At 73.1% G+C, this 17,752-nt stretch carries 16 protein-coding genes; 13 read left to right on the forward strand and 3 right to left on the reverse strand.

Going from position 1 to position 17,752, the window contains the following annotated elements:
* Positions 1-154 precede the first annotated feature (154 nt).
* The 3 genes from ACFVFH_RS29010 to ACFVFH_RS29020 all read left to right on the forward strand — a co-directional run bounded on the left by ACFVFH_RS29010 (position 155) and on the right by ACFVFH_RS29020 (position 1,606).
* Positions 155-361, forward strand: coding sequence for a DUF5988 family protein (locus tag ACFVFH_RS29010; RefSeq protein ID WP_383773950.1), 207 nt, complete (start codon positions 155-157; stop codon positions 359-361).
* A gap of 221 nt (positions 362-582) precedes the next feature.
* Positions 583-999 carry a hypothetical protein gene (locus ACFVFH_RS29015; RefSeq protein WP_383773952.1) on the forward strand — a complete coding sequence of 139 codons (417 nt, stop codon included), beginning with the start codon at positions 583-585 and terminating at the stop codon, positions 997-999.
* Between the two features lie 94 nt (positions 1,000-1,093).
* The gene (locus ACFVFH_RS29020; RefSeq protein ID WP_383773954.1) at positions 1,094-1,606 is read left to right on the forward strand and encodes a DUF4232 domain-containing protein; all 513 of its coding nucleotides are present in this window, start codon (positions 1,094-1,096) and stop codon (positions 1,604-1,606) included.
* A 243-nt stretch (positions 1,607-1,849) separates the two neighbouring features.
* Here the strand turns inward: ACFVFH_RS29020 and ACFVFH_RS29025 are convergent, their stop codons facing one another.
* Positions 1,850-3,481 carry an FAD-dependent monooxygenase gene (locus ACFVFH_RS29025; protein ID WP_383773956.1) on the reverse strand — a complete coding sequence of 544 codons (1,632 nt, stop codon included), beginning with the start codon at positions 3,479-3,481 and terminating at the stop codon, positions 1,850-1,852.
* A gap of 75 nt (positions 3,482-3,556) precedes the next feature.
* On the opposite strand from ACFVFH_RS29025, the gene ACFVFH_RS29030 reads away from it, so the two are divergent.
* The 8 genes from ACFVFH_RS29030 (at position 3,557) to ACFVFH_RS29065 (ending at position 10,758) form a co-directional block, all read left to right on the forward strand.
* A complete protein-coding gene (locus ACFVFH_RS29030) occupies positions 3,557-4,204 on the forward strand; it encodes a TetR/AcrR family transcriptional regulator (protein ID WP_383773958.1) in 648 nt (215 codons plus the stop codon).
* 402 nt (positions 4,205-4,606) lie between these two features.
* Positions 4,607-5,632 carry a hypothetical protein gene (locus ACFVFH_RS29035; protein WP_383773960.1) on the forward strand — a complete coding sequence of 342 codons (1,026 nt, stop codon included), beginning with the start codon at positions 4,607-4,609 and terminating at the stop codon, positions 5,630-5,632.
* A 139-nt stretch (positions 5,633-5,771) separates the two neighbouring features.
* On the forward strand, positions 5,772-6,305 hold the full coding sequence (locus ACFVFH_RS29040; protein ID WP_383773962.1) for a hypothetical protein: 534 nt from the start codon (positions 5,772-5,774) through the stop codon (positions 6,303-6,305).
* Between the two features lie 128 nt (positions 6,306-6,433).
* Complete coding sequence (locus ACFVFH_RS29045) at positions 6,434-7,324, forward strand: DUF4097 domain-containing protein (RefSeq protein ID WP_383773964.1); 891 nt, start codon at positions 6,434-6,436, stop codon at positions 7,322-7,324.
* Between the two features lie 55 nt (positions 7,325-7,379).
* Positions 7,380-8,375: an ATP-binding cassette domain-containing protein gene (locus ACFVFH_RS29050; RefSeq protein ID WP_383773966.1), complete on the forward strand. Its 996-nt coding sequence runs from the start codon at positions 7,380-7,382 to the stop codon at positions 8,373-8,375.
* On the forward strand, positions 8,375-9,166 hold the full coding sequence (locus tag ACFVFH_RS29055) for an ABC transporter permease (protein WP_383773968.1): 792 nt from the start codon (positions 8,375-8,377) through the stop codon (positions 9,164-9,166). The genes ACFVFH_RS29050 and ACFVFH_RS29055 overlap by 1 nt, the downstream gene beginning before the upstream one ends.
* A gap of 107 nt (positions 9,167-9,273) precedes the next feature.
* Positions 9,274-10,530 (forward strand): cytochrome P450, encoded by a 1,257-nt coding sequence (locus ACFVFH_RS29060; RefSeq protein WP_383773970.1) that lies wholly within the window; start codon positions 9,274-9,276, stop codon positions 10,528-10,530.
* Between the two features lie 3 nt (positions 10,531-10,533).
* A complete protein-coding gene (locus tag ACFVFH_RS29065) occupies positions 10,534-10,758 on the forward strand; it encodes a ferredoxin (protein ID WP_383773972.1) in 225 nt (74 codons plus the stop codon).
* Positions 10,759-10,846: 88 nt separating this feature from the next.
* Here the strand turns inward: ACFVFH_RS29065 and ACFVFH_RS29070 are convergent, their stop codons facing one another.
* Positions 10,847-11,839, reverse strand: coding sequence for an AraC family transcriptional regulator (locus tag ACFVFH_RS29070; protein ID WP_383773974.1), 993 nt, complete (start codon positions 11,837-11,839; stop codon positions 10,847-10,849).
* Between the two features lie 109 nt (positions 11,840-11,948).
* Positions 11,949-12,800, reverse strand: coding sequence for an NmrA family NAD(P)-binding protein (locus tag ACFVFH_RS29075; protein WP_383773976.1), 852 nt, complete (start codon positions 12,798-12,800; stop codon positions 11,949-11,951).
* 349 nt (positions 12,801-13,149) lie between these two features.
* Here ACFVFH_RS29075 and ACFVFH_RS29080 point away from each other — a divergent pair, with 349 nt between their 5' ends.
* Entirely contained in the window at positions 13,150-16,476 is a 3,327-nt protein-coding gene (locus tag ACFVFH_RS29080; protein WP_383773978.1) for a right-handed parallel beta-helix repeat-containing protein, read from the forward strand.
* On the forward strand, positions 16,473-17,693 hold the full coding sequence (locus ACFVFH_RS29085; RefSeq protein WP_383773980.1) for a S8 family serine peptidase: 1,221 nt from the start codon (positions 16,473-16,475) through the stop codon (positions 17,691-17,693). Before ACFVFH_RS29080 ends, ACFVFH_RS29085 begins: the two co-directional genes overlap by 4 nt.
* Positions 17,694-17,752 lie beyond the last annotated feature (59 nt).

Consider the following 17,752-nt stretch of genomic DNA (forward strand, 5'->3'; position numbering starts at 1 on the left):
CATCCTGAACACTCCTTGGTCTTGCTCGATGGTTCCGTGGGGGGCTCTCCGTCGCGGCGGCGGCGCCCCCCGCGGCCCCCCCCCGCCCCCCCCCCCGGCGCCCGCACCCCCCCGGGCGCCGCCCCCCCCCCCCCCCCCCGGAGAAACTCTCGCCATGACCGACGCATCCAGAGCAGTCCTCGAAGGCGGCCCCGACGACCTCCCCGACCGGATCGTCCCGCTCGACGCACCCGGGTCCGACATCAAGGTCCCGTTCCGTGGCGGGTACGAACACTTCAGGGCCACGGCACGCCACCAGGAAACGGCCGAGGGGAAGCTGCCCGTCTACGAATGGTGGGAGCGCACCGAAGTCCCCGGGTGACCGGGCCCCGCCCTGCGGCGTCCGAGGATCCGCGACCGATGCGCCGCACAGCCGTTCGGGCCCCATCTCCCCCGCCCCGCACGGCTGTTGCAAGACAGTGACAAAGCCCCGATGAACGGCGTCGTCCGTTGTGTCGTCGTTCTCAGTGAGTGCACCAATCGACATGTAGGCGTCCTTTGGTGCGAAAGGTTGTTCTCACGATCGAAAGGGGCAGATCTGTGATGATCTCGAATCGGCGCTCCCTGCGCATGACCGTCGTCGGTGTCCTCGGCGCGGCCTCCCTCGCTCTCACGGGCACGGCGATGGCGGCCACCCCGGCCGCGCACACCGCGTCCCCGGCCGTCGCACCGCAGGCCGTACCCGCCAAGGCGAGCATCACGGCCAAGGCGTCGGTCTCCTCCGTCAAGGCCTGGCAGCTCTTCCGCGTCACGGGCCGGACCACCGGTCTCGCGGCGGGCAGCAAGGTGACCCTCCAGCAGAAGCAGCAGGGCAAGTGGGTCAGCCTGCCCGCGTCCACGAACACGCTGCGGGACGGCTCCTACTCGCTCGGCGTCAAGCTCGGGCTGAAGGGCAAGAACGACCTGCGCATGGTCAGCGGCACCACGGCCTCGCCGGTCTTCCACGTCACGGTCCTCTGATGTGCCTCGCTGCGGCGGCGGGCCTCCGGGGGCGCCGCCGCAGCGACGGAGAGCCCCCCACGGAACCATCGAGCAAGACCAAGGAGTGTTCAGGATGCGCATGACCCGAAAGCTCGCCGTCGCCGTCGCCGCCACCGCGCTGATCACGGGGGCCGCCGGTGCGGCCGCCGCGCAGGCGTCGCCCGCGGCGGCCGACGGCTCCGCCCCCTCGGCCTGCCGGCCCGCCAACCACCTCGCGAAGATCACCCAGGGGCCCGCCAGCAGCGGGCACAGCCACTTCCGCGTGACGCTGACGGCGCCGCGCGGGTACTCCTCGTGCAAGCTGGCCGGTTCGCCCACCGACGTGCGGTTCTCGAACCACGGCTCGGACGTCGGGGTCGTCCCCGGCCACTACGGCGACCAGACCACCGTGGTGACCTTCGGTCCGGGGCATCCGGTCCACTTCGACATCCAGGTTCCCAACAACGCACACGGCATCGCCGCGCAGGAGGCGTCGTTCACCCTGCGGGCCCCGGGCGGCGAGATCCCCGGCACCTCCTTCGCCGACGGCAAGCTGACCGTCGCCGCCGGCACCCTCATCGGCCCGGTCGAGCGCGGGGCGTCCTGACGCCCTCCCGCGCCCCGGTACGCCCCTGAGGGGGTGCCGGGGCGGCGGGGCTCCTGACAGAACGCCACCCGCGCGGCCGGCCGGGAGGCCGCAGGGTCCGCCCGGCACGGCGCCGGGGGTGGTGCGGTGGCCGAAGCCCCGCCTCCCGTACCTGGATCCGCGCGGCCGGTGGTGGCCCGCCCGGCCGCCACCGCGCCGGTACGCGCGTACGGCTCACGGCGAGCGGGGCGCGGCCGGAACCGGTCAGCGGCCCGCGCCGAACCAGGTGGTCAGCGCCTTCTCCAGCAGCGTGTGGTCCGGTTCGGCGGCCGCCGGGGCGGACCAGGCGACGATGCCGTCCGGGCGTACCAGCAGCGCGGCGACGCCACGGTGCGCCTCCTGCTCCGCCGGGCCGGCCGTCACCAGGTCGACCCGGTCCGCCCAGGCGGCGGCCGGTCCGGCACCGGGCGCGACGAGAATCCCCCGGCCGCCCGCCGCCCGCTCCGACAGCGAGGAGCCGTCGGCGAGCCGGAGATCCGGGACCGGACACCCCAGCAACGGCATCGCCTCCTCGGGAACACCGGTCGCGTACGGCATCTCGTGCCGGACGTCGAGACCGCCCAGCATCCGCCCGAAGAACGCGTTGGCCCCGTCCACCTCGTCCAGCAGTTCGCCCACCAGATCGCGCAGGGCGCCCACATGCGGGCCCGGCCGCATCAGGGCCACCTGGGCACGGGTGTTGGCCAGGACCCGGGCACCGACCGGGTGGCGCTCGGAGGTGTACGTGTCGAGCAGCCCCTCGGGGGCGCGGCCGACGACGGTGGCCGCCAGCTTCCAGCCCAGGTTGACCGCGTCCATCAGCCCGAGGTTGAGACCCTGCCCGCCGAACGGCGAGTGCACATGTGCCGCGTCCCCCGCCAACAGCACGCGGCCGCTGCGGTATGCGGTCGCCTGGCGGGCGTGGTCGGTGAAACGCGTCGCCGAGCTCACCGCCGTGACCACGACGTCCGTGCCCGAGACATGGCGCGCGGCCGCCTGGACCTCGTCGAGGGTGACCGGTGCGTCGCGGTCGGCGGGCGGCCCGTCGAACCGTGCCAGGAAGAGCCGGCCGGGTGTCGGCCCGTAGGCCATCATGCCGTTCTCGGTGCGGCGCCAGCCGTGCGGGAGCAGCACATCGGGGTCGGCGTACTCGGCGACCACCTGATGCCCCGTCATGGTCGGATCGGTGCCGGGGAACTCGAAGCCGCCGAGCTTGCGCACCAGGCTGCGGCCGCCGTCGCAGCCCACCAGCCAGCGCCCCCGCAGGGTCCCCGGCCCTCCGGCCCCGTCGGTCTCCACGTCGACGCCCTCGGCGTCCTGGGCGAGCCCGGTGACGGTGAGGCCGCGGGCGATCCGGACCTCCGGGGCGCCTTCCAGCGCCTCCCCCAGGAGGACTTCCAGCGCCTGCTGCCCGATCAGCGTGGTGGCCCGCTTGCTCTCCTCGCGCTTGGACGCGTCGATGCGCCAGATGCCGGCGAAGTGCCCCTTCCCGCCGAAGGGCGCCTCCTTGTTCATCACCGCGGCGACCTCGACGGGCGAGGCCCCGGTCTCCTCCAAGGCCCGCATCCTCGCGTCGATCTCGGGCATCTTGGCACGGAAGTTGCCGAGCACCTGGGCCACGGCTTGCAGCGAGGCCGCCTCCAGGGCGGGCCCCAGCCCCCTGCGGCACAGCGCCTCCGTGGCGAGCGGTCCGATCGCCCCGGCCTTGACCGTCCGGTCGATCTCCGTATTGCGCTCCAGGACCACGCAGGAGACCCCGGCGATGCTCAGCTCATGGGCGAGCATCAGGCCCGTCGGGCCCGCCCCCGCGATCAGTACGTCGGCGTCGAATTCCTTGCAGGTGCGATGAGTTGTCATGGGAAGGAGTATGCGACAAAACTTTTAGCGACTACAACCTTTGAGTGGAATCCACTTTTCTCGTACTGTGGGCGCATGGCAGACGGACAGACCGAAACACCTCCACCGGGACGACGGGAACGCAAGAAGCGGGAGCTGCGGAACCACATCTCGGGCGTCGCGACGAGGCTCTTCCTGGAACGCGGCTTCGAGGGCGTCACGGTGGCCGAGATCGCCGAAACCGCCGATGTGTCGACGATGACGGTCTTCAACCACTTCCCGCGCAAGGAGGACCTCTTCCTGGACCGGGGCCCGGAGATCACCGAGCTGCTCACCACGGCGGTCCGCGACCGCGAACGGGGCGAGTCGCCGCTGGCCGCCCTGCGCCGCACGATCCTGCGGCTGATCGACGAACGGCATCCGCTGAGCGGCCTGGTCGACGGCATGGGCCACTTCCTGCGCGTGGTGCTGGACAGCCCGGCACTGAGCTCCCGCTGGCGCGAGATGAACGAGGAGGCGGCCGCCGCGCTGGCCGAGACCCTGGCCCTGGCCGCGGGCCGTCCGCCGCACGACCCGGAGGCGCGCTACACGGCGGCGACGGTACAGACCATCCGCGACATCCTCTTCCGGGAGGCGGCACGGCGCACCTCCACGGGGGAGACGGCGGAGGCCGTCCACGCCGACCTGCGCGCGCTCGCCGATCGGCTCTTCGACGCCCTGGAGCGGGGGGTCGGCACGGACTGAGGCCGGCGACGGGGCCCCTCCCGGGCTCCTTCCCGGGCCCGAGGCCGAGGCTCCTTTCCGGGCTCCTTTCCGGGCTCCTTTCCGGACGGCGCCGGACGGCGCCCGTCGGCGCTGAACGGCGCTGAACGGCGCGTCGGGCCGGGCCGGTTGCGCCGACCACCGCCCAGACGCCCGTGGACCGAAGTGCGGCGGCGGGGCCTCATCGGCGGTTCGTGGCCGACGAGGTTCCGAAACGTACGCCCGGGTACATCTGCGGACCGGACATGGTCTTGCGGGATGAAATCCGCGATACCACCACCTCGGCGCCAGAAGGGGATACGTTCGGCGTTCGCCCCGGGACGGCACCCGCGGCGGCGGCCGGTCGGGGACGCCTCCCCCCGGCGCCGGGCGCGGTGGCGCCGGGTGTGGGGGGCCGGAGCCCTGCTCGGTGCCCTGGTCCTGCTGGTCGCGGGAGGTGGCTTCGCGGCGTCCGTGCCGGAGAGCATCGCCACGGTCCGGGAATTCCGCGTGGCCGCACCGTGCACGGACCGGGCGGCGCGGACCGGCTGCCTCCGGACGTACACCGCCACGGTCCGGAGCACGGAACGCACCGGCGGCAGGAGCCCGAGGCACGAGGTGGGGCTCGACGGCCCGCCGGACGTCCCGTGGGTGATGGAGATGGGGTCGGACGAGCCGCTGTTCAAGCGGCTGAGGGCGGGGGACGAGGTCACCGTCACCCTGTGGCGCGACCATGCCACCGCCCTCGAACACGACGGCGTGAGACAGCACTCCACCGACAGCCCCGAGAGCGATCCCGAGTGGCAGGCGGGACTGGCCGTGGCCTGCCTGGTGTTCGGCTGCTACCTCCTCTTCCTGGGGGGCTTCCTGCTCGCCCGCGCCCGGGAAGTCGCCGCGCACGGACTGCCGCGCGGCATCCGGTTCTTCGGTACGTACGCGCCGTGGGCGGCGCTCGCCGTGATTCCGGCAGGCATCGCGGGCGCCTTCGCCTCGTCGGGCCGGGGCCATGAGAACCGGGGGTGGCTCGTCCTGGTGGCCGTCTGGACCGCACTGCTGCCCGCCGTGTACGCCGGGGTGCGGTGGCGCGAGGCGCGGGGACGGCATGCCGCGCGCGGATCGGCTGTACGGCCCTCGGGCGATCTGACGCGGAATCACCTGACGCCCGATCGATCCGAATCGATCGGACGTGGAACGATCCGGGGCGGAACGATCCGGCGCGGAACGATACGGGGCAGAACGATACGGGGCAGAACCCGGTGTTCCGGGCTCCGTATCCCACCGCGCCGACGGAGACCGCCGCCGTCACCGCACGCCGCACGCCGCACGCCGCACGCCGCACGCCGCACGCCGCACGCCGCAGCGAGACCGAACGGCCGGACACCACATCTGCGCCACCTGGCACCACCTGGCGCCATCGTGGCATCGACATGACGCCACCGCGAGCCAAACCCGCGCCCGTACGGCGCCAGGCCGCGCCACCACATCCAAGAATCCCCAGGTCAGAGGCGCATGCGCCAAAGCGGAGCCAGAATGGCTCGCCATGGCGCCATTCATGTGCCATCATGGCGTCATGGACCTCACGCCCTACGTCGACAACCTCCGACACGAACTCGCCGTCGCGGCGGACGCCGGCGGTGAAGAAGCCCGCGCCCTGGCCGAGCGGCTCACCGCCCCCCTGGAGTCCGCCACCCGGCTCACCCTGCTCAACGCACTGTCCGCCGCCATGGGCGAGGTCACCCGGGAGCTCGCGCCCGGTTCGGTCGACGTACGGCTGCGCGGGCTCGACCCCGAGTTCGTGGTGACGCCCGCGCCCGCACCCGAACCGTTCCAGGAGACACCGGCCCCGTACGCGGCTCCCGCCGCCGCGGCCGCGCCGCCACCGCCGCCCGTGGACAGCGACGACGGCGCGATGGCGCGGATCAACTTCCGCCTCCCCGCACACCTCAAGGGCCGCGCCGAGAACACCGCGGCGGCGGAGGGCCTGTCGGTCAACGCCTGGCTGGTACGGGCCGTGTCCAACGCCCTCGACGGCGGGGAGCGTGTGAGCCCGCCCGGCCGCGGCAAGGACTCGGGCGGCCGGGGCTTCACCGGCTGGGTCCGCTAGCACGCGGCCGTAGCGGAACCTGCCCGGACCCCACCTCTTTCACCGGCGGATCCCCGATCCGGCCGACGTCATTCATCACCCGCCTCACCAGCGGGATCACCCACCCGAGCCAAGAGAACGGGACAGCCATGCCTTCTTTCGACACCCCCGAACCGATCTCCGCCACCTTCGAGCTGGAGGCCGGCACCGCCCGCATCACCGCGGGCAAGCGCACCGACACGGTCGTGGAGGTGCTGCCGCGCAACGGTTCCGACGACAACGACGTACGCGCCGTACAGCAGACCCAGGTCACCTGCTCGGGCGGTCGGCTCACGGTCAGGACCCCCAAGAAGCGGTCCCTGTTCGGCAAGCCGGGCGCCATCGAGGTGAGCGTCGAACTGCCCGCGGGATCGGATGTCCGGGGCACCTCGGCCATGGGCAACTTCCTCTGCGAGGGCCCTCTCGGGGAGGTCACGCTCAAGACCTCGCTCGGCGACCTCCAGGTGGAAGAGGCGGCGGGCGCCGACCTCAGGACCGACCACGGCGACATCCGCCTGACCCGCTCGACCGGCGACGTCGAGGCGATCGGCGCGGGCCGGATCGACATCGGCGAGGTCACCGGTGCGGCGACCGTCAAGAACGGCAACGGCGCGACCGGGATCGGCGAGGTCACCGGGCAGCTGAAGACCAACGCGGCCAATGGCGACACCTCCGTGGGCGTCGCACACGGCAGCGTCACCGCCAAGTCCGCCAACGGCCGGATCGAGATCGGCGTCGCCCACGCCGGGGTCGACGCGATGTCCTCCAACGGCCGCATCCAGGTCGGCGACGTGACCCGTGGCCGCGTCACCCTGCGCACCTCGGTCGGCGACCTCGAAGTCGGCATCCGCCGGGGCACCGCGGCCTGGCTCGACCTGAACGCCAAGTACGGCACGGTCCGCAGCTCGCTCGACTCCTCCGCCGGCCCCGCGGACTCCGACGAGACCGCCGAGGTGCACGCGCGGACCTCGGTCGGCGACATCATCATCCGCCGTGCCTGACCCGCACACCCGAATCCCCGGACCCGGAACTCCCCAGCCCCGAAAGGAAAGCGGCATGACTGCTGCCGGGACATCCACGCCGGTCGCCGAGGGCGCCACGGCGTCGGCGATCACCGCCACCGGACTGCGCAAGTCCTACGGCGACAAGCTCGTGCTCGACGGCATCGACCTGAACATCGCCGAGGGCACCGTCTTCGCCCTGCTCGGGCCCAACGGCGCGGGCAAGACCACCACGGTGGAGATCCTCTCCACACTCATCGCCGCCGACGCGGGCGAGGCCCGGGTGGCGGGCCACGATCTCACCCGGGCCGCCGACGCGGTGCGCTCCTCGATCGGCGTCACCGGCCAGTTCTCGGCCGTCGACGGCCTGCTGACCGCCGAGGAGAACCTGCTCCTGATGGCGGATCTGCACCATCTCGACCGGGACGAGGGCAGGCGGCGGGCCACCGAACTCCTGCACCGCTTCGACCTCTTCGAGGTGGCGGGCAAGACCACCACCACCTTCTCCGGCGGCATGCGGCGCAAGCTGGACCTGGCCATGACCCTGATCGGCAATCCGCGGGTCATCTTCCTCGACGAGCCCACCACCGGACTCGACCCGCGCAGCCGGCGCACCATGTGGGACATCATCCGTGGCCTTGTCACCGACGACGGCGTGACCATCTTCCTGACCACCCAGTACCTCGACGAGGCCGACCAGCTCGCCGATCGCATAGCCGTACTGGACCACGGCAGCCTGATCGCCGAGGGCACCCCCGACGAGCTGAAGCAGCGCATCCCCGGCGGCCACATCCGGGTCCGCTTCGCCGACGCCAGGAGCCTGGACGCCGCCGCGGACGTCTTCGGCATCGCCGCCCGCGACGAGGAGTCCCTCACCCTGCGCATCCCCGGCGACGGTTCCCTCCCCGGTGTGCGGGCCGTGCTCGACACCCTGGAGGCCACCGCCGTCCGGGCCGAGTCGCTCACCGTGCACACCCCCGACCTCGACGACGTCTTCCTGACCCTCACCGGCCGGCCCCGTACCGCCGCATCCTCCAAGGAGAACGTCTGATGGCCACCATGTCCTATGCCGCCAGGGACTCCAGGACGATGCTGCGGCGCAACCTCAAGAAGGCCCTGCGCTACCCGTCGCTGACGCTCACCGTGGTCATCATGCCGATCATGATGCTGCTGCTCTTCAACTACGCCTTCGGCACCGCCCTGGGCACCGGCATCAGCCAACTGCCCACCGGCAGCGGCGAGTACATCGACTACCTGGCACCCGGCATCATCCTGATGGCCGCCACCTCCGGCGCCCTGACCAGCGCGATCAGTGTGTGCGTCGACAAGACCGAGGGCATCGTCAACCGCTTCCGCACGATGCCGATCTCCCAGGCCTCGTTCCTCACCGGCCATGTCGTGGCCGGTGTCATCCAGACCATGGCGAGCATCGCACTCGTCATCGGCGCGGCCCTCCTGATGGGTTTCCGTCCCAGCGCGACGCCCGTCGAATGGCTCGCGGCCATGGGCCTGCTCACCCTGCTCACCTTCGCGCTCACCTGGCTCTCGGCGGGCATCGGCCTGGTCGCCAAGACCGTGGAGAGCGCCAGCAACATCCCGATGCCGCTGACGTTCCTGCCGTTCCTCGGCAGCGCCGTCGTGCCGACGGACTCCATGCCCACCGGGCTGCGCTGGTTCGCCGAGTACCAGCCCTTCACCCCGATCATCGAGACCCTGCGCGGCCTGTGGCTCGGCACCGGGATCGGCTCCAGCGCGGTCATCGGCCTCGCGTGGTGCGTGGGGCTCTCCCTGGTCGGCTACGTATGGGCACGCCGCACCTTCAAGACCGGCGCCCAGCGGTAGCTCCCGCGCCCCGGGGCCGGGCGACGACTCCCCCGGCCCCGTCAGGGCACTCCACCGATTCGTCCCGCCACACCCCGCCCACTGTCACCACGGTCACGGAGGCCCCCATGTCGTACGACCCGACGGCCGCAGCCACCACCGCCGACGGCACCGCCCCGGACAGCACCACCGCCGACGTACTGCCCGCCCTGCCCACCGATCGGCGCACCGGCTGCCCCTTCGACCCGCCCGCCGGGCTCACCGCCCCGAACGACCCTCCGGTGCGCCGCCTGCGCTACGCCGACGGGCACGTGGGCCGGCTGGTCACCGGCCATGCCGCGGCCCGCGCGGTCCTGGCCGACCCGCGGTTCAGCTCCCGCTACGAACTCCTGCACCTGCCGATGCCGATCGCGGGCGTGTCCGGGGATCTGCCTCCGGCGCCGGTCGGCGACATCATCGGCCTCGACGCCCCCGAGCACACCCGCTACCGGCGCCTGCTCACCGGCAGGTTCACCGTCCGCCGGATGCGTCGGCTCACCGAGCGCGCCGAGCGACTGACCGCCGAGTGCCTGGACGCCATGGAGCAGGCCGGACCCGCCGTCGACCTGGTGGAGGCGTTCGCCCGGCCCGTCCCCGCGCTGATGATCTGCGAGCTGCTCGGCGTGCCGTACACCGACCGGGAGCGGTTCCAGAGCCATGTGGCGGTCCTCTTCGACCAGACGGTGGCCGAAGGGCCGAAGGGCGAGGCGTACACGGCGCTGCTCCAGTACCTGGAGGAGCTGGTCCTCGCCAAGCGCGCGGAGCCCACCGACGATCTGCTCAGCGATCTGACCACCGCCGACCTCACCGACGGGGAACTGGCCGGAATCGGCGGGCTGCTCCTCGCCGCCGGGCTCGACACCACCATGAACATGCTCAGCCTCGGTGTCTTCGCGCTGCTCGGCAACCCCGGCCAACTGGACGCCCTGCGCGCCGATCCGGGCCTCGCCGGGCAGACCGTGGAGGAGCTGCTGCGCTACCTGAGCGTGGCCGACCCGCTGCTGCGGTCGGCGCTGGAGGACGTCGAGGTGGAGGGCGAGCTGATCAGGGCGGGCGAGACGGTGACCGTCTCCGTGCAGGCCGCCAACCGTGACCCGCGCAGGTTCCCCGACCCCGACCGGCTCGACGTCCACCGCCGGGCCACCGGGCATCTGGCCTTCGGCCACGGCGCGCACCAGTGCCTGGGACAGCAGCTCGCCCGGGTCGAGATGGCCGTCGCCCTCCCGGCGCTCTTCGCCCGCTTCCCCACTTTGCGTCTCGCGGTGCCACCGGAAGAAGTGCCCCTGCGCGACCGCTCCAACATCTACGGTGTGATCAGTCTGCCCGTCACCTGGGACAAGGAGTAGCCCATGAGCGACCCACAGGATCCGCTGCGTCTCGGCATCGACCGTGACCTCTGCGCCGGTGCCGGAATGTGTGCCCTGACCGCTCCCGAGGTCTTCGACCAGGACGACGAGGAGGGTCTGGTGGTGCTTCTGCACCCCGCGCCTGCCCCGGAGCACCGGGCCGCCGCCCGGCTGGCCGTCGGCCTCTGCCCCGCCGGGGCCATAGCCGTCGACTCCACGGACTCGTAGCGGCCGTGGCACCGCCCGGACCGAGAGCCCCGCACCGCGCACCGGTGCGGGGCTCTCGCGGGTACGGGGCAGGGGCCGGACGGGACCGTCAGCCGCCCAGCACCACCGTCCGGGACGGTGCCGCCCCGGGCAGGACGATCCGCGAGGCACCGCTCCTGCGGTACTCCTGCGGGCTGACGCCCCGCACCCTCTTGAACGCCGAACTCAGCGCGAACGCACTGCTGTAGCCGACCTGGCGCGCCGCGGTGGCCACCGTGGCGTCCGGTTCGCGCAGCAGGTCGGCGGCCAGGGCGATGCGCAGCCCGGCCAGATAGGTCATCGGCGGCTCCCCCACCACCTCGGCGAAGCGGCGGGCCAGACCCGCCCGGGAGACACCGACCTCGCGGGCCAGCGACTCCACCGTCCAGCCGTGGGCCGGGCGTTCGTGCAGGAGGCGTAGCGCGGGTCCCACCGTGGCGTCGGACCGGGCGCGGTACCAGGTCGGCGCACCGGCGTCCGGCTCGGCGAGCCAGGTGCGCAGCACACTGACGAAGAGCAGGTCGAGCAGGCGGTCGAGGACCAGCTCCTGGCCCGGCTCGTCGCGGTCGATCTCCTCGGCCAGCAGCGGTACGAGCGGGCTGTCGTCGAGGGCGGCGGGCCGTACCAGGAGGGTGGGCAGGGCGCCCAGCAGACGGCGGCCGATCTCGCCGGGCGCCTGGTAGGTGCCGCTGAGCATGACGGACGAGCCCCGGCCGATCGGGTCCCCCCAGGTGCGCACCCCCAGGGCCATGCTGTCGGTGACGTCCTCGCCCTCGCCGGTGCTGCACCGCTGGTCCGGGCCCACGGTGACCTGGACGGGGGTGTCCCGCGCGTCGGCGACCGTGTACGGGTCGGGGCCGCGCAGCACGGCCACGTCGCCGGGGCCGATGCGGACCGGGACACCGCCGTCCGGCATCACCCAGGCGTGGCCGTGGACCATGGTGGCCAGGGAGATCGGGGCGCGGTCCTCGACGCGGAGCGACCAGGGCGGGTTGAAGACGGACTTGAGCAGGAAGGCGCCGCGCGCCTTGGGCCCGTCCAGGAGCCCGGTGAGCACGTCCATGTGAGGTTCCCCGTTCGGCTTGAGGGTGCGGTCGTCCGGGTCGCATCCGCACCAGAGAATCCCAGATGTTCCCGGACGCCGCTCCCGGTCTCCCCCGGCGCCGTCGTCGTCAGACGTTCCAGACGCCGGTGGCGGCGGCCTCCTTCGCGTAGTCGGAGAAGTCGCGCGGCTCACGGCCGAGGACCTCCCGCACGCCGTGGGCGACCCCGGCGTTGCGCCCGTCGAGGATCAGGCCGAGCAGCTCGGCGAACTCGACCGGCAGCCCGTTCTCCCGCAGGAAGTCCCGGTAGTCGTCGAGGGAGACCGGGATGTAGGCGATCTCCCGGCCGGTGGCCTTCGACAGTTCGGCGGTCGCCTCGCGGAAGCTGAGCGACCGGGGTCCGGTCAGCTCGTAGGTCCTGCCGATGTGCCGGTCGTCGGTGAGGGCCTCGACGACGACGTCCGCGATGTCGTCGGCGTCGACGAACGGCTCCACCGCGTCGGCCGTCGGCAGCGTGAACGCGCCGGAGAGAACGGACTCCAGGAAGAAGCCCTCGTCGAAGTTCTGGTTGAACCAGCCGGCCCGTACGACGGTCCAGTCGGCGCCCGACTCCTTGAGCCTGTTCTCGCCGGCGATCGCGCCCTGCTCACCGCGGCCGGAGAGCAGCACCAGCCGACGCGCGCCCTTCTTCACGGCGAGTTCGGAGAAGGCCCCGATCGTTTCGGCGGCCCCCGGGAACCCGAGGTCCGGGTAGTAGGTGACGTAGACGGCTCCGACGCCGTCGAGCACCGCTTCCAGGGTGCCCGGGTCCTCCCAGGCGAAGGGCGGCTCGCCGCTGCGGGAGCCCACCCGTACCGGCAGCCCCCGTGCGGTGAGCCGTTCCGCCACCCGGCGGCCGGTCTTTCCGGTGCCGCCGATCACCAGGGTCGTGCTCGTCGTGGGCCCGTGGTCGTTCTGCTGGATGTTCGGTGTGTTCGTCATGCCGCTCAGTCAACTGCGGTCCGGCGAGACGAACCATAGTCGTAGCGCTCAGTTCCATACGCGTGCGTCCAACGGTGGAGCAAGGGCGACACCATGGCCCCCCTTCGCCGCGCCTCGCCGCCGGGGCCCTTCGCCGCCGGAGGCGCCCTCGCACCGGGCGCGCCAGGCGGCCTTCCGTCCCGTTTCATCCGTGATGCGGTGGTCCGTGCGCGGGTCCACGAGGCGTGGTTCACACTGCGTTCCCGCTCCGGTCCGAGGTCCCGCCGCTCACTCCGGCATGATGGTGCCGCACCCGCTCCGACAATGTGTTCCCAGGATCGCGGTGTGGCCCCAAGGAGGAGGATTCCGCTTGTCACGCCAGGTTCTGACGGTCTGTCCCGAGCGGCCCGACAGCTTTCGAACGATCGGGGAAGCGCTGGCCAGAGCGCGCAACGGCGCCGTGATCAGTGTCCGTTCCGGCACCTACGCCGAGAGTCTGGTCATCACCGTCCCCGTCACCCTCGTCGCCGAGGAGTCGCGCGGCAGCGTGGAGATATGCCCGCCCCACGGCAGCGCGGTGGTGCTCCAGGCGGAAGCCGTGATGCTCACGGACCTCGTGCTGCGCGGCCGCGACGAGGAACTGCCGGTGGTGGACGCCTCGCGCGGTCAGATCGCGATGGACGGCTGCGACATCACCGGCGCGTCCTGGACCGCGCTGCTGGCCCGCGGCTCGGGTTCGGTGGCCCTGCGGGACTGCCGGGTGAGCAATCCGCGCGGTGCGGGCCTGGTGGTGACCTCGGAGGTGGAGAGTTCCGCCGAGTCCTGCACCGTGGAGCACCTGGGCACCTCCGGTGTGGTGATCGGCGAGCGCGGCCGGATCACCCTGCGGGGCTGCACCATCCGCGACGCCCGTGCCAACGGGGTGCTCGCCAACGGTGAGGGACAGGGCTCCGTGGAGGAGTGCGACATCTCCTCCACCGACAAGCCGTCCATCGCGCTGGAGGAACAGAGCACCACGCAGATCCTGCGGACCGTGGTCCACGACACCAGTACCGGCGTCCTGCTCTCCTCGTCGGCCCGCACGGTGCTGGAGGACCTCCGGGTGACCGGCACGAGCGGACCGGGCATCGTCCTGTCCGACGGCACCGACCCGCTGCTGCGCCGGTGCCGTACCGCCCGTACGAAGGGTCCCGGGCTGCTCGTCTCGGACCGGGCCAGGGGCACCTTCGAGGACTGCTGGCTGGATTCGGCCGAGGAGGCCGCGCTGCATGTGCGGGGCTCGGCGTCCCCGGTGCTGATCGGGCTGACCGTGCGGGACAGCGTGCGGACGGGGGTGCTGCTCGAGGAGGAGTCGGTCGCCGAACTGGACCGGCTCGAAGTCCTCGACGCGGGCGGCGCGGGCCTGCTCATCCGCAGCGGTGCCAACCCGCTGGTGCGCAGGGCCAGGATCGGCGACGCCAAGGGGAACGGCGTGGAGGTCGTCAAGGACGGCCGGGGCCGGCTGGAGGACTGCGAGATCGACCGCCCCGGCGCGGTCGGCATCAGGGTCGCCGACGACGGCAACGTCTACGTCGGCGGGGGCGCCGTGCGCGGCGCCACGCACGGCATGTCCGTGGCCGCGGGCGGCAGCGTCACCATCCGGGACTGTGACGTCCAGGAGGCCACCGACTCCGGTGTCCTGGTGGAGGACGGCGGCGAACTGACCGCGACCCGGCTGCGGGTCACCGCCGCCGCCGAACACGGGGTGCTGCTCGCCCAGGGCGGCCGGGGCGCCTTCACCGCCTGCGAGGTCAGCGGCTCCGGCCGGGACGGCTTCCGGGTGGAGACCACGGGCGCCGTGTCGGTGGTCAACTGCACCGCTCGGGACAACGAGGGCAGCGGTCTGATGCAGGCCCAGGCGGGCGACCGGCTGGCGGTCGAGCAGCTGACCAGTACCGGCAACGGCAAGCGGGACGCCTGGGGGCTCGGCGAGGCCGAGGGCACCGACCCGGCCGGTACGGGCGCCACCGGCGGCGCCGCCGGGGCGGCCCGCGAGGACGGACCGCTCGCCGAACTCGACGCGCTGATCGGCCTGGAGAACGTCAAGCACCAGGTGCGGACGCTGGTCAATCTGATCCAGCTCGCCCAACGACGCGCCCGGCTCGGACTGCCGGCCCCGCCGATGAGCCGCCACCTGGTCTTCTCCGGGCCGCCCGGCACCGGCAAGACCACGGTCGCCCGGCTCTACGGGGCGATCCTCGCCGAGCTGGGCGCACTGCCCTCCGGCCACCTGGTGGAGGTGTCGCGCGCGGACCTGGTGGCGCAGATCGTCGGCGGCACCGCCATCAAGACCACCGAGACGTTCAAGCGGGCGCTGGGCGGGGTGCTCTTCATCGACGAGGCGTACAGCCTGCTCTCCGACGGGCGGGGCTCGGGCGCCGACTTCGGCCGCGAGGCCGTCGACACGCTCCTGAAGCTGATGGAGGACCACCGCGACGACATCGTCGTGGTCGCCGCCGGGTACGCCGACGAGATGCGCGACTTCCTGAGCTCCAATCCGGGTCTCGCGTCTCGTTTCTCGCGCACGGTCGAGTTCGAGAACTACGCGGTCCCCGAGCTGGTCGCGATCATCGAGAGCATGTGTGCCCATCACCGCTACGAGCTCGACGAGTCGACGCTCTCCGCGCTCGCCACGCACTTCGAGCGGATGCCCCGGGACGCGGGTTTCGGCAACGGCCGCGCCGCCCGGCAGGTGTTCGAGGAGATGGTGGACCGGCAGGCCCACCGGCTGGCCACCCTCCCCGACGCCGACGAGCGAGACCTCACCCGGCTGCTCCCCGAGGACGTCGGCGAGGAGGCCGCCGCCGCGGCCTCCGGCAAGGCGGCCGACGGCTCGGAGAGCGACCCGCTGACCCGGCTCGGGGACATGGTGGGCCTCGCCGCCGTCAAGCGTGACGTCACCGACCTGGTCAATCTGCTGGCCACCGCGAAGAAGCGGGAGGCGGCCGGGCTGCCCGCGCCTCGGATCAGTCACCACCTGGTCTTCACCGGACCGCCCGGCACCGGCAAGACCACCGTCGCCCGGCTCTACGGCGAGCTGCTGAAGTCGCTCGGCGTGCTGCCGCGCGGCCAGCTCGTCGAGGTGGCGCGGGCCGACCTGGTCGGCCGGTACGTGGGACACACCGCACAGCTCACCCGGGAGGTGTTCGACCGGGCCCGGGGCGGGGTGCTGTTCGTCGACGAGGCGTACACGCTGACGCCGGAAGGGTCCTCGGGCAGCAGCGACTTCGGGCGCGAGGCGGTGGACACCCTGCTGAAGCTGATGGAGGACCACCGTGACGAGGTGGTGGTGATCGTCGCCGGCTACACCGGTGAGATGGAACGTTTCCTGGCGTCCAACCCCGGCCTCTCCTCCCGCTTCTCCAGACGGGTGGAGTTCGCCGACTACTCCTCGGACGAACTGGTCACCATCGTGCGCCAGCACGCGGCCACGTCCGGGTACGAGTGCGGCCCGGGGGCGGGCGCGGTGATGCGGGAGTACTTCGACGCGCTGCCGAGGGACCGTTCGTTCGGCAACGCGCGGCTGGCCCGGCAGGTGCTGGAGGGCATGATGACCCGTCAGGCGGGCCGGGTGAGCGCCATGGCGGCCCCCGGTCTGGACGATCTGCGGCTGCTGCTCCCGGAGGATGTCGTCCGTCCGCAGGCGGTGCCCGAATGAGCCCCGTCCGGCCCCGGCACCCGGGCCCCTGCCGCCGCGCCGGACGTGTTCCGGCCGCGGCCGTCCTCGCCGCGGCGCTGGTCCTGCCGCTCGCCGGTCCCGCCGCGGCCGACGACGAGAAGGTCAGGCTGCCGGTGATGCCCGCGCGTCTCGAAGCCGGTGATCCGTGCACCGGCGGGTCGGCGGCGCGGGCCACGGCGGTGCCGTGGGAGCAGCAGAACCTCCAGCTCGCCCGCACCTGGGAGTTCGGTGCGGGCAAGGGGGTGAAGGTCGCGGTGGTGGACACCGGGGTCTCGGACCGGTCCCCGGTGCTCGCGGGCCGGGTCTCGGCGGTCGGTGACGCCGGGACGGACTGCGTCGGCCACGGCACGTTCGTCGCCGGGCTGATCGCGGCGGCCCGCGCCGACAAGGTGCGCGTCGCGGGGGTCGCCCAGGAGTCGCGGATCGTCGCGGTCCGCGGCACGGACGAGCGGGGCGTGGCGACCGCGGCCTCGGTCGCCGACGGCATCCGGGCGGCCGCCGACGCGGGGGCGAAGGTCATCCAGGTCTCCCCCGCGCTGGCCGCCTCCTCGGCCGGGCTGGACGCCGCCGTGAAGTACGCGGCCGCCCACGACGCGCTGATCGTGGCCGCCGCGACCCCCGATCCGGTGCGCGGCAGCGCGGGCCGGGAGCCGGAGCCGCCGCGCGACTACTGGCCCGCGGCGGCGCCCGGCGTCCTCTCCGTCGTCGACCTGGACGCCCGGGGCACCCGCCCGGCCGCTGCCCTCGCCCCGCGCGGCGCGGACCTCGCCGCCCCGGGCGACGGGGTGGTGGGCATCGCACCGCGCGGCACGGGCCACTTCATCGGCTCGGGGGCCTCGTTCGCCGCCGGGTACGCGGCGGGCGCGGCGGCGCTGGTGCGGTCCGCGCACCCGGAGCTGTCGGCGGGCGACACGGCGCGGCGGCTGATCCGTACCGCCTATCCGGCGGACGTGCCGCGCCTCGACCCGTACGCGGCCGTCACCTCCGTACAGGATGGGGCGGCGCGCCCCCGGGCGGCGCGGGACGAGTCCGTGGCGCTGCCCCCGGGCAACGGCGGCGAGGGTGCCACCCGCAGGGCGTGGTGGATCGCGGTGGCGGGGGGTTCCCTCGCGCTGCTGGTCGCGTGGGCGGCGCTGGTCGCGCCCCGAGGCCGGTCGCGCGGCTGGCGGCCCGCGGGCCGTGCGCCGGGCCACTGAACGCCGGTTGCGGAAAAGGGCGAAGGGCCCCGGGAGTCACTGCGGATTCCCGGGGCCCT

The organism is Streptomyces sp. NPDC057697, from assembly GCF_042799335.1.
Taxonomy (GTDB): Bacteria; Actinomycetota; Actinomycetes; order Streptomycetales; family Streptomycetaceae; genus Streptomyces.

Coding starts and splice junctions, on each gene's coding strand:
- ACFVFH_RS29010 (WP_383773950.1), top strand. CDS start 155: ATGACCGACGCATCCAGAGCAGTCCTCGAAGGCGGCCCCGACGACCTC.
- ACFVFH_RS29015 (WP_383773952.1), top strand. CDS start 583: ATGATCTCGAATCGGCGCTCCCTGCGCATGACCGTCGTCGGTGTCCTC.
- ACFVFH_RS29020 (WP_383773954.1), top strand. CDS start 1,094: ATGCGCATGACCCGAAAGCTCGCCGTCGCCGTCGCCGCCACCGCGCTG.
- ACFVFH_RS29025 (WP_383773956.1), bottom strand. CDS start 3,481: ATGACAACTCATCGCACCTGCAAGGAATTCGACGCCGACGTACTGATC.
- ACFVFH_RS29030 (WP_383773958.1), top strand. CDS start 3,557: ATGGCAGACGGACAGACCGAAACACCTCCACCGGGACGACGGGAACGC.
- ACFVFH_RS29040 (WP_383773962.1), top strand. CDS start 5,772: ATGGACCTCACGCCCTACGTCGACAACCTCCGACACGAACTCGCCGTC.
- ACFVFH_RS29045 (WP_383773964.1), top strand. CDS start 6,434: ATGCCTTCTTTCGACACCCCCGAACCGATCTCCGCCACCTTCGAGCTG.
- ACFVFH_RS29050 (WP_383773966.1), top strand. CDS start 7,380: ATGACTGCTGCCGGGACATCCACGCCGGTCGCCGAGGGCGCCACGGCG.
- ACFVFH_RS29055 (WP_383773968.1), top strand. CDS start 8,375: ATGGCCACCATGTCCTATGCCGCCAGGGACTCCAGGACGATGCTGCGG.
- ACFVFH_RS29060 (WP_383773970.1), top strand. CDS start 9,274: ATGTCGTACGACCCGACGGCCGCAGCCACCACCGCCGACGGCACCGCC.
- ACFVFH_RS29065 (WP_383773972.1), top strand. CDS start 10,534: ATGAGCGACCCACAGGATCCGCTGCGTCTCGGCATCGACCGTGACCTC.
- ACFVFH_RS29070 (WP_383773974.1), bottom strand. CDS start 11,839: ATGGACGTGCTCACCGGGCTCCTGGACGGGCCCAAGGCGCGCGGCGCC.
- ACFVFH_RS29075 (WP_383773976.1), bottom strand. CDS start 12,800: ATGACGAACACACCGAACATCCAGCAGAACGACCACGGGCCCACGACG.
- ACFVFH_RS29085 (WP_383773980.1), top strand. CDS start 16,473: ATGAGCCCCGTCCGGCCCCGGCACCCGGGCCCCTGCCGCCGCGCCGGA.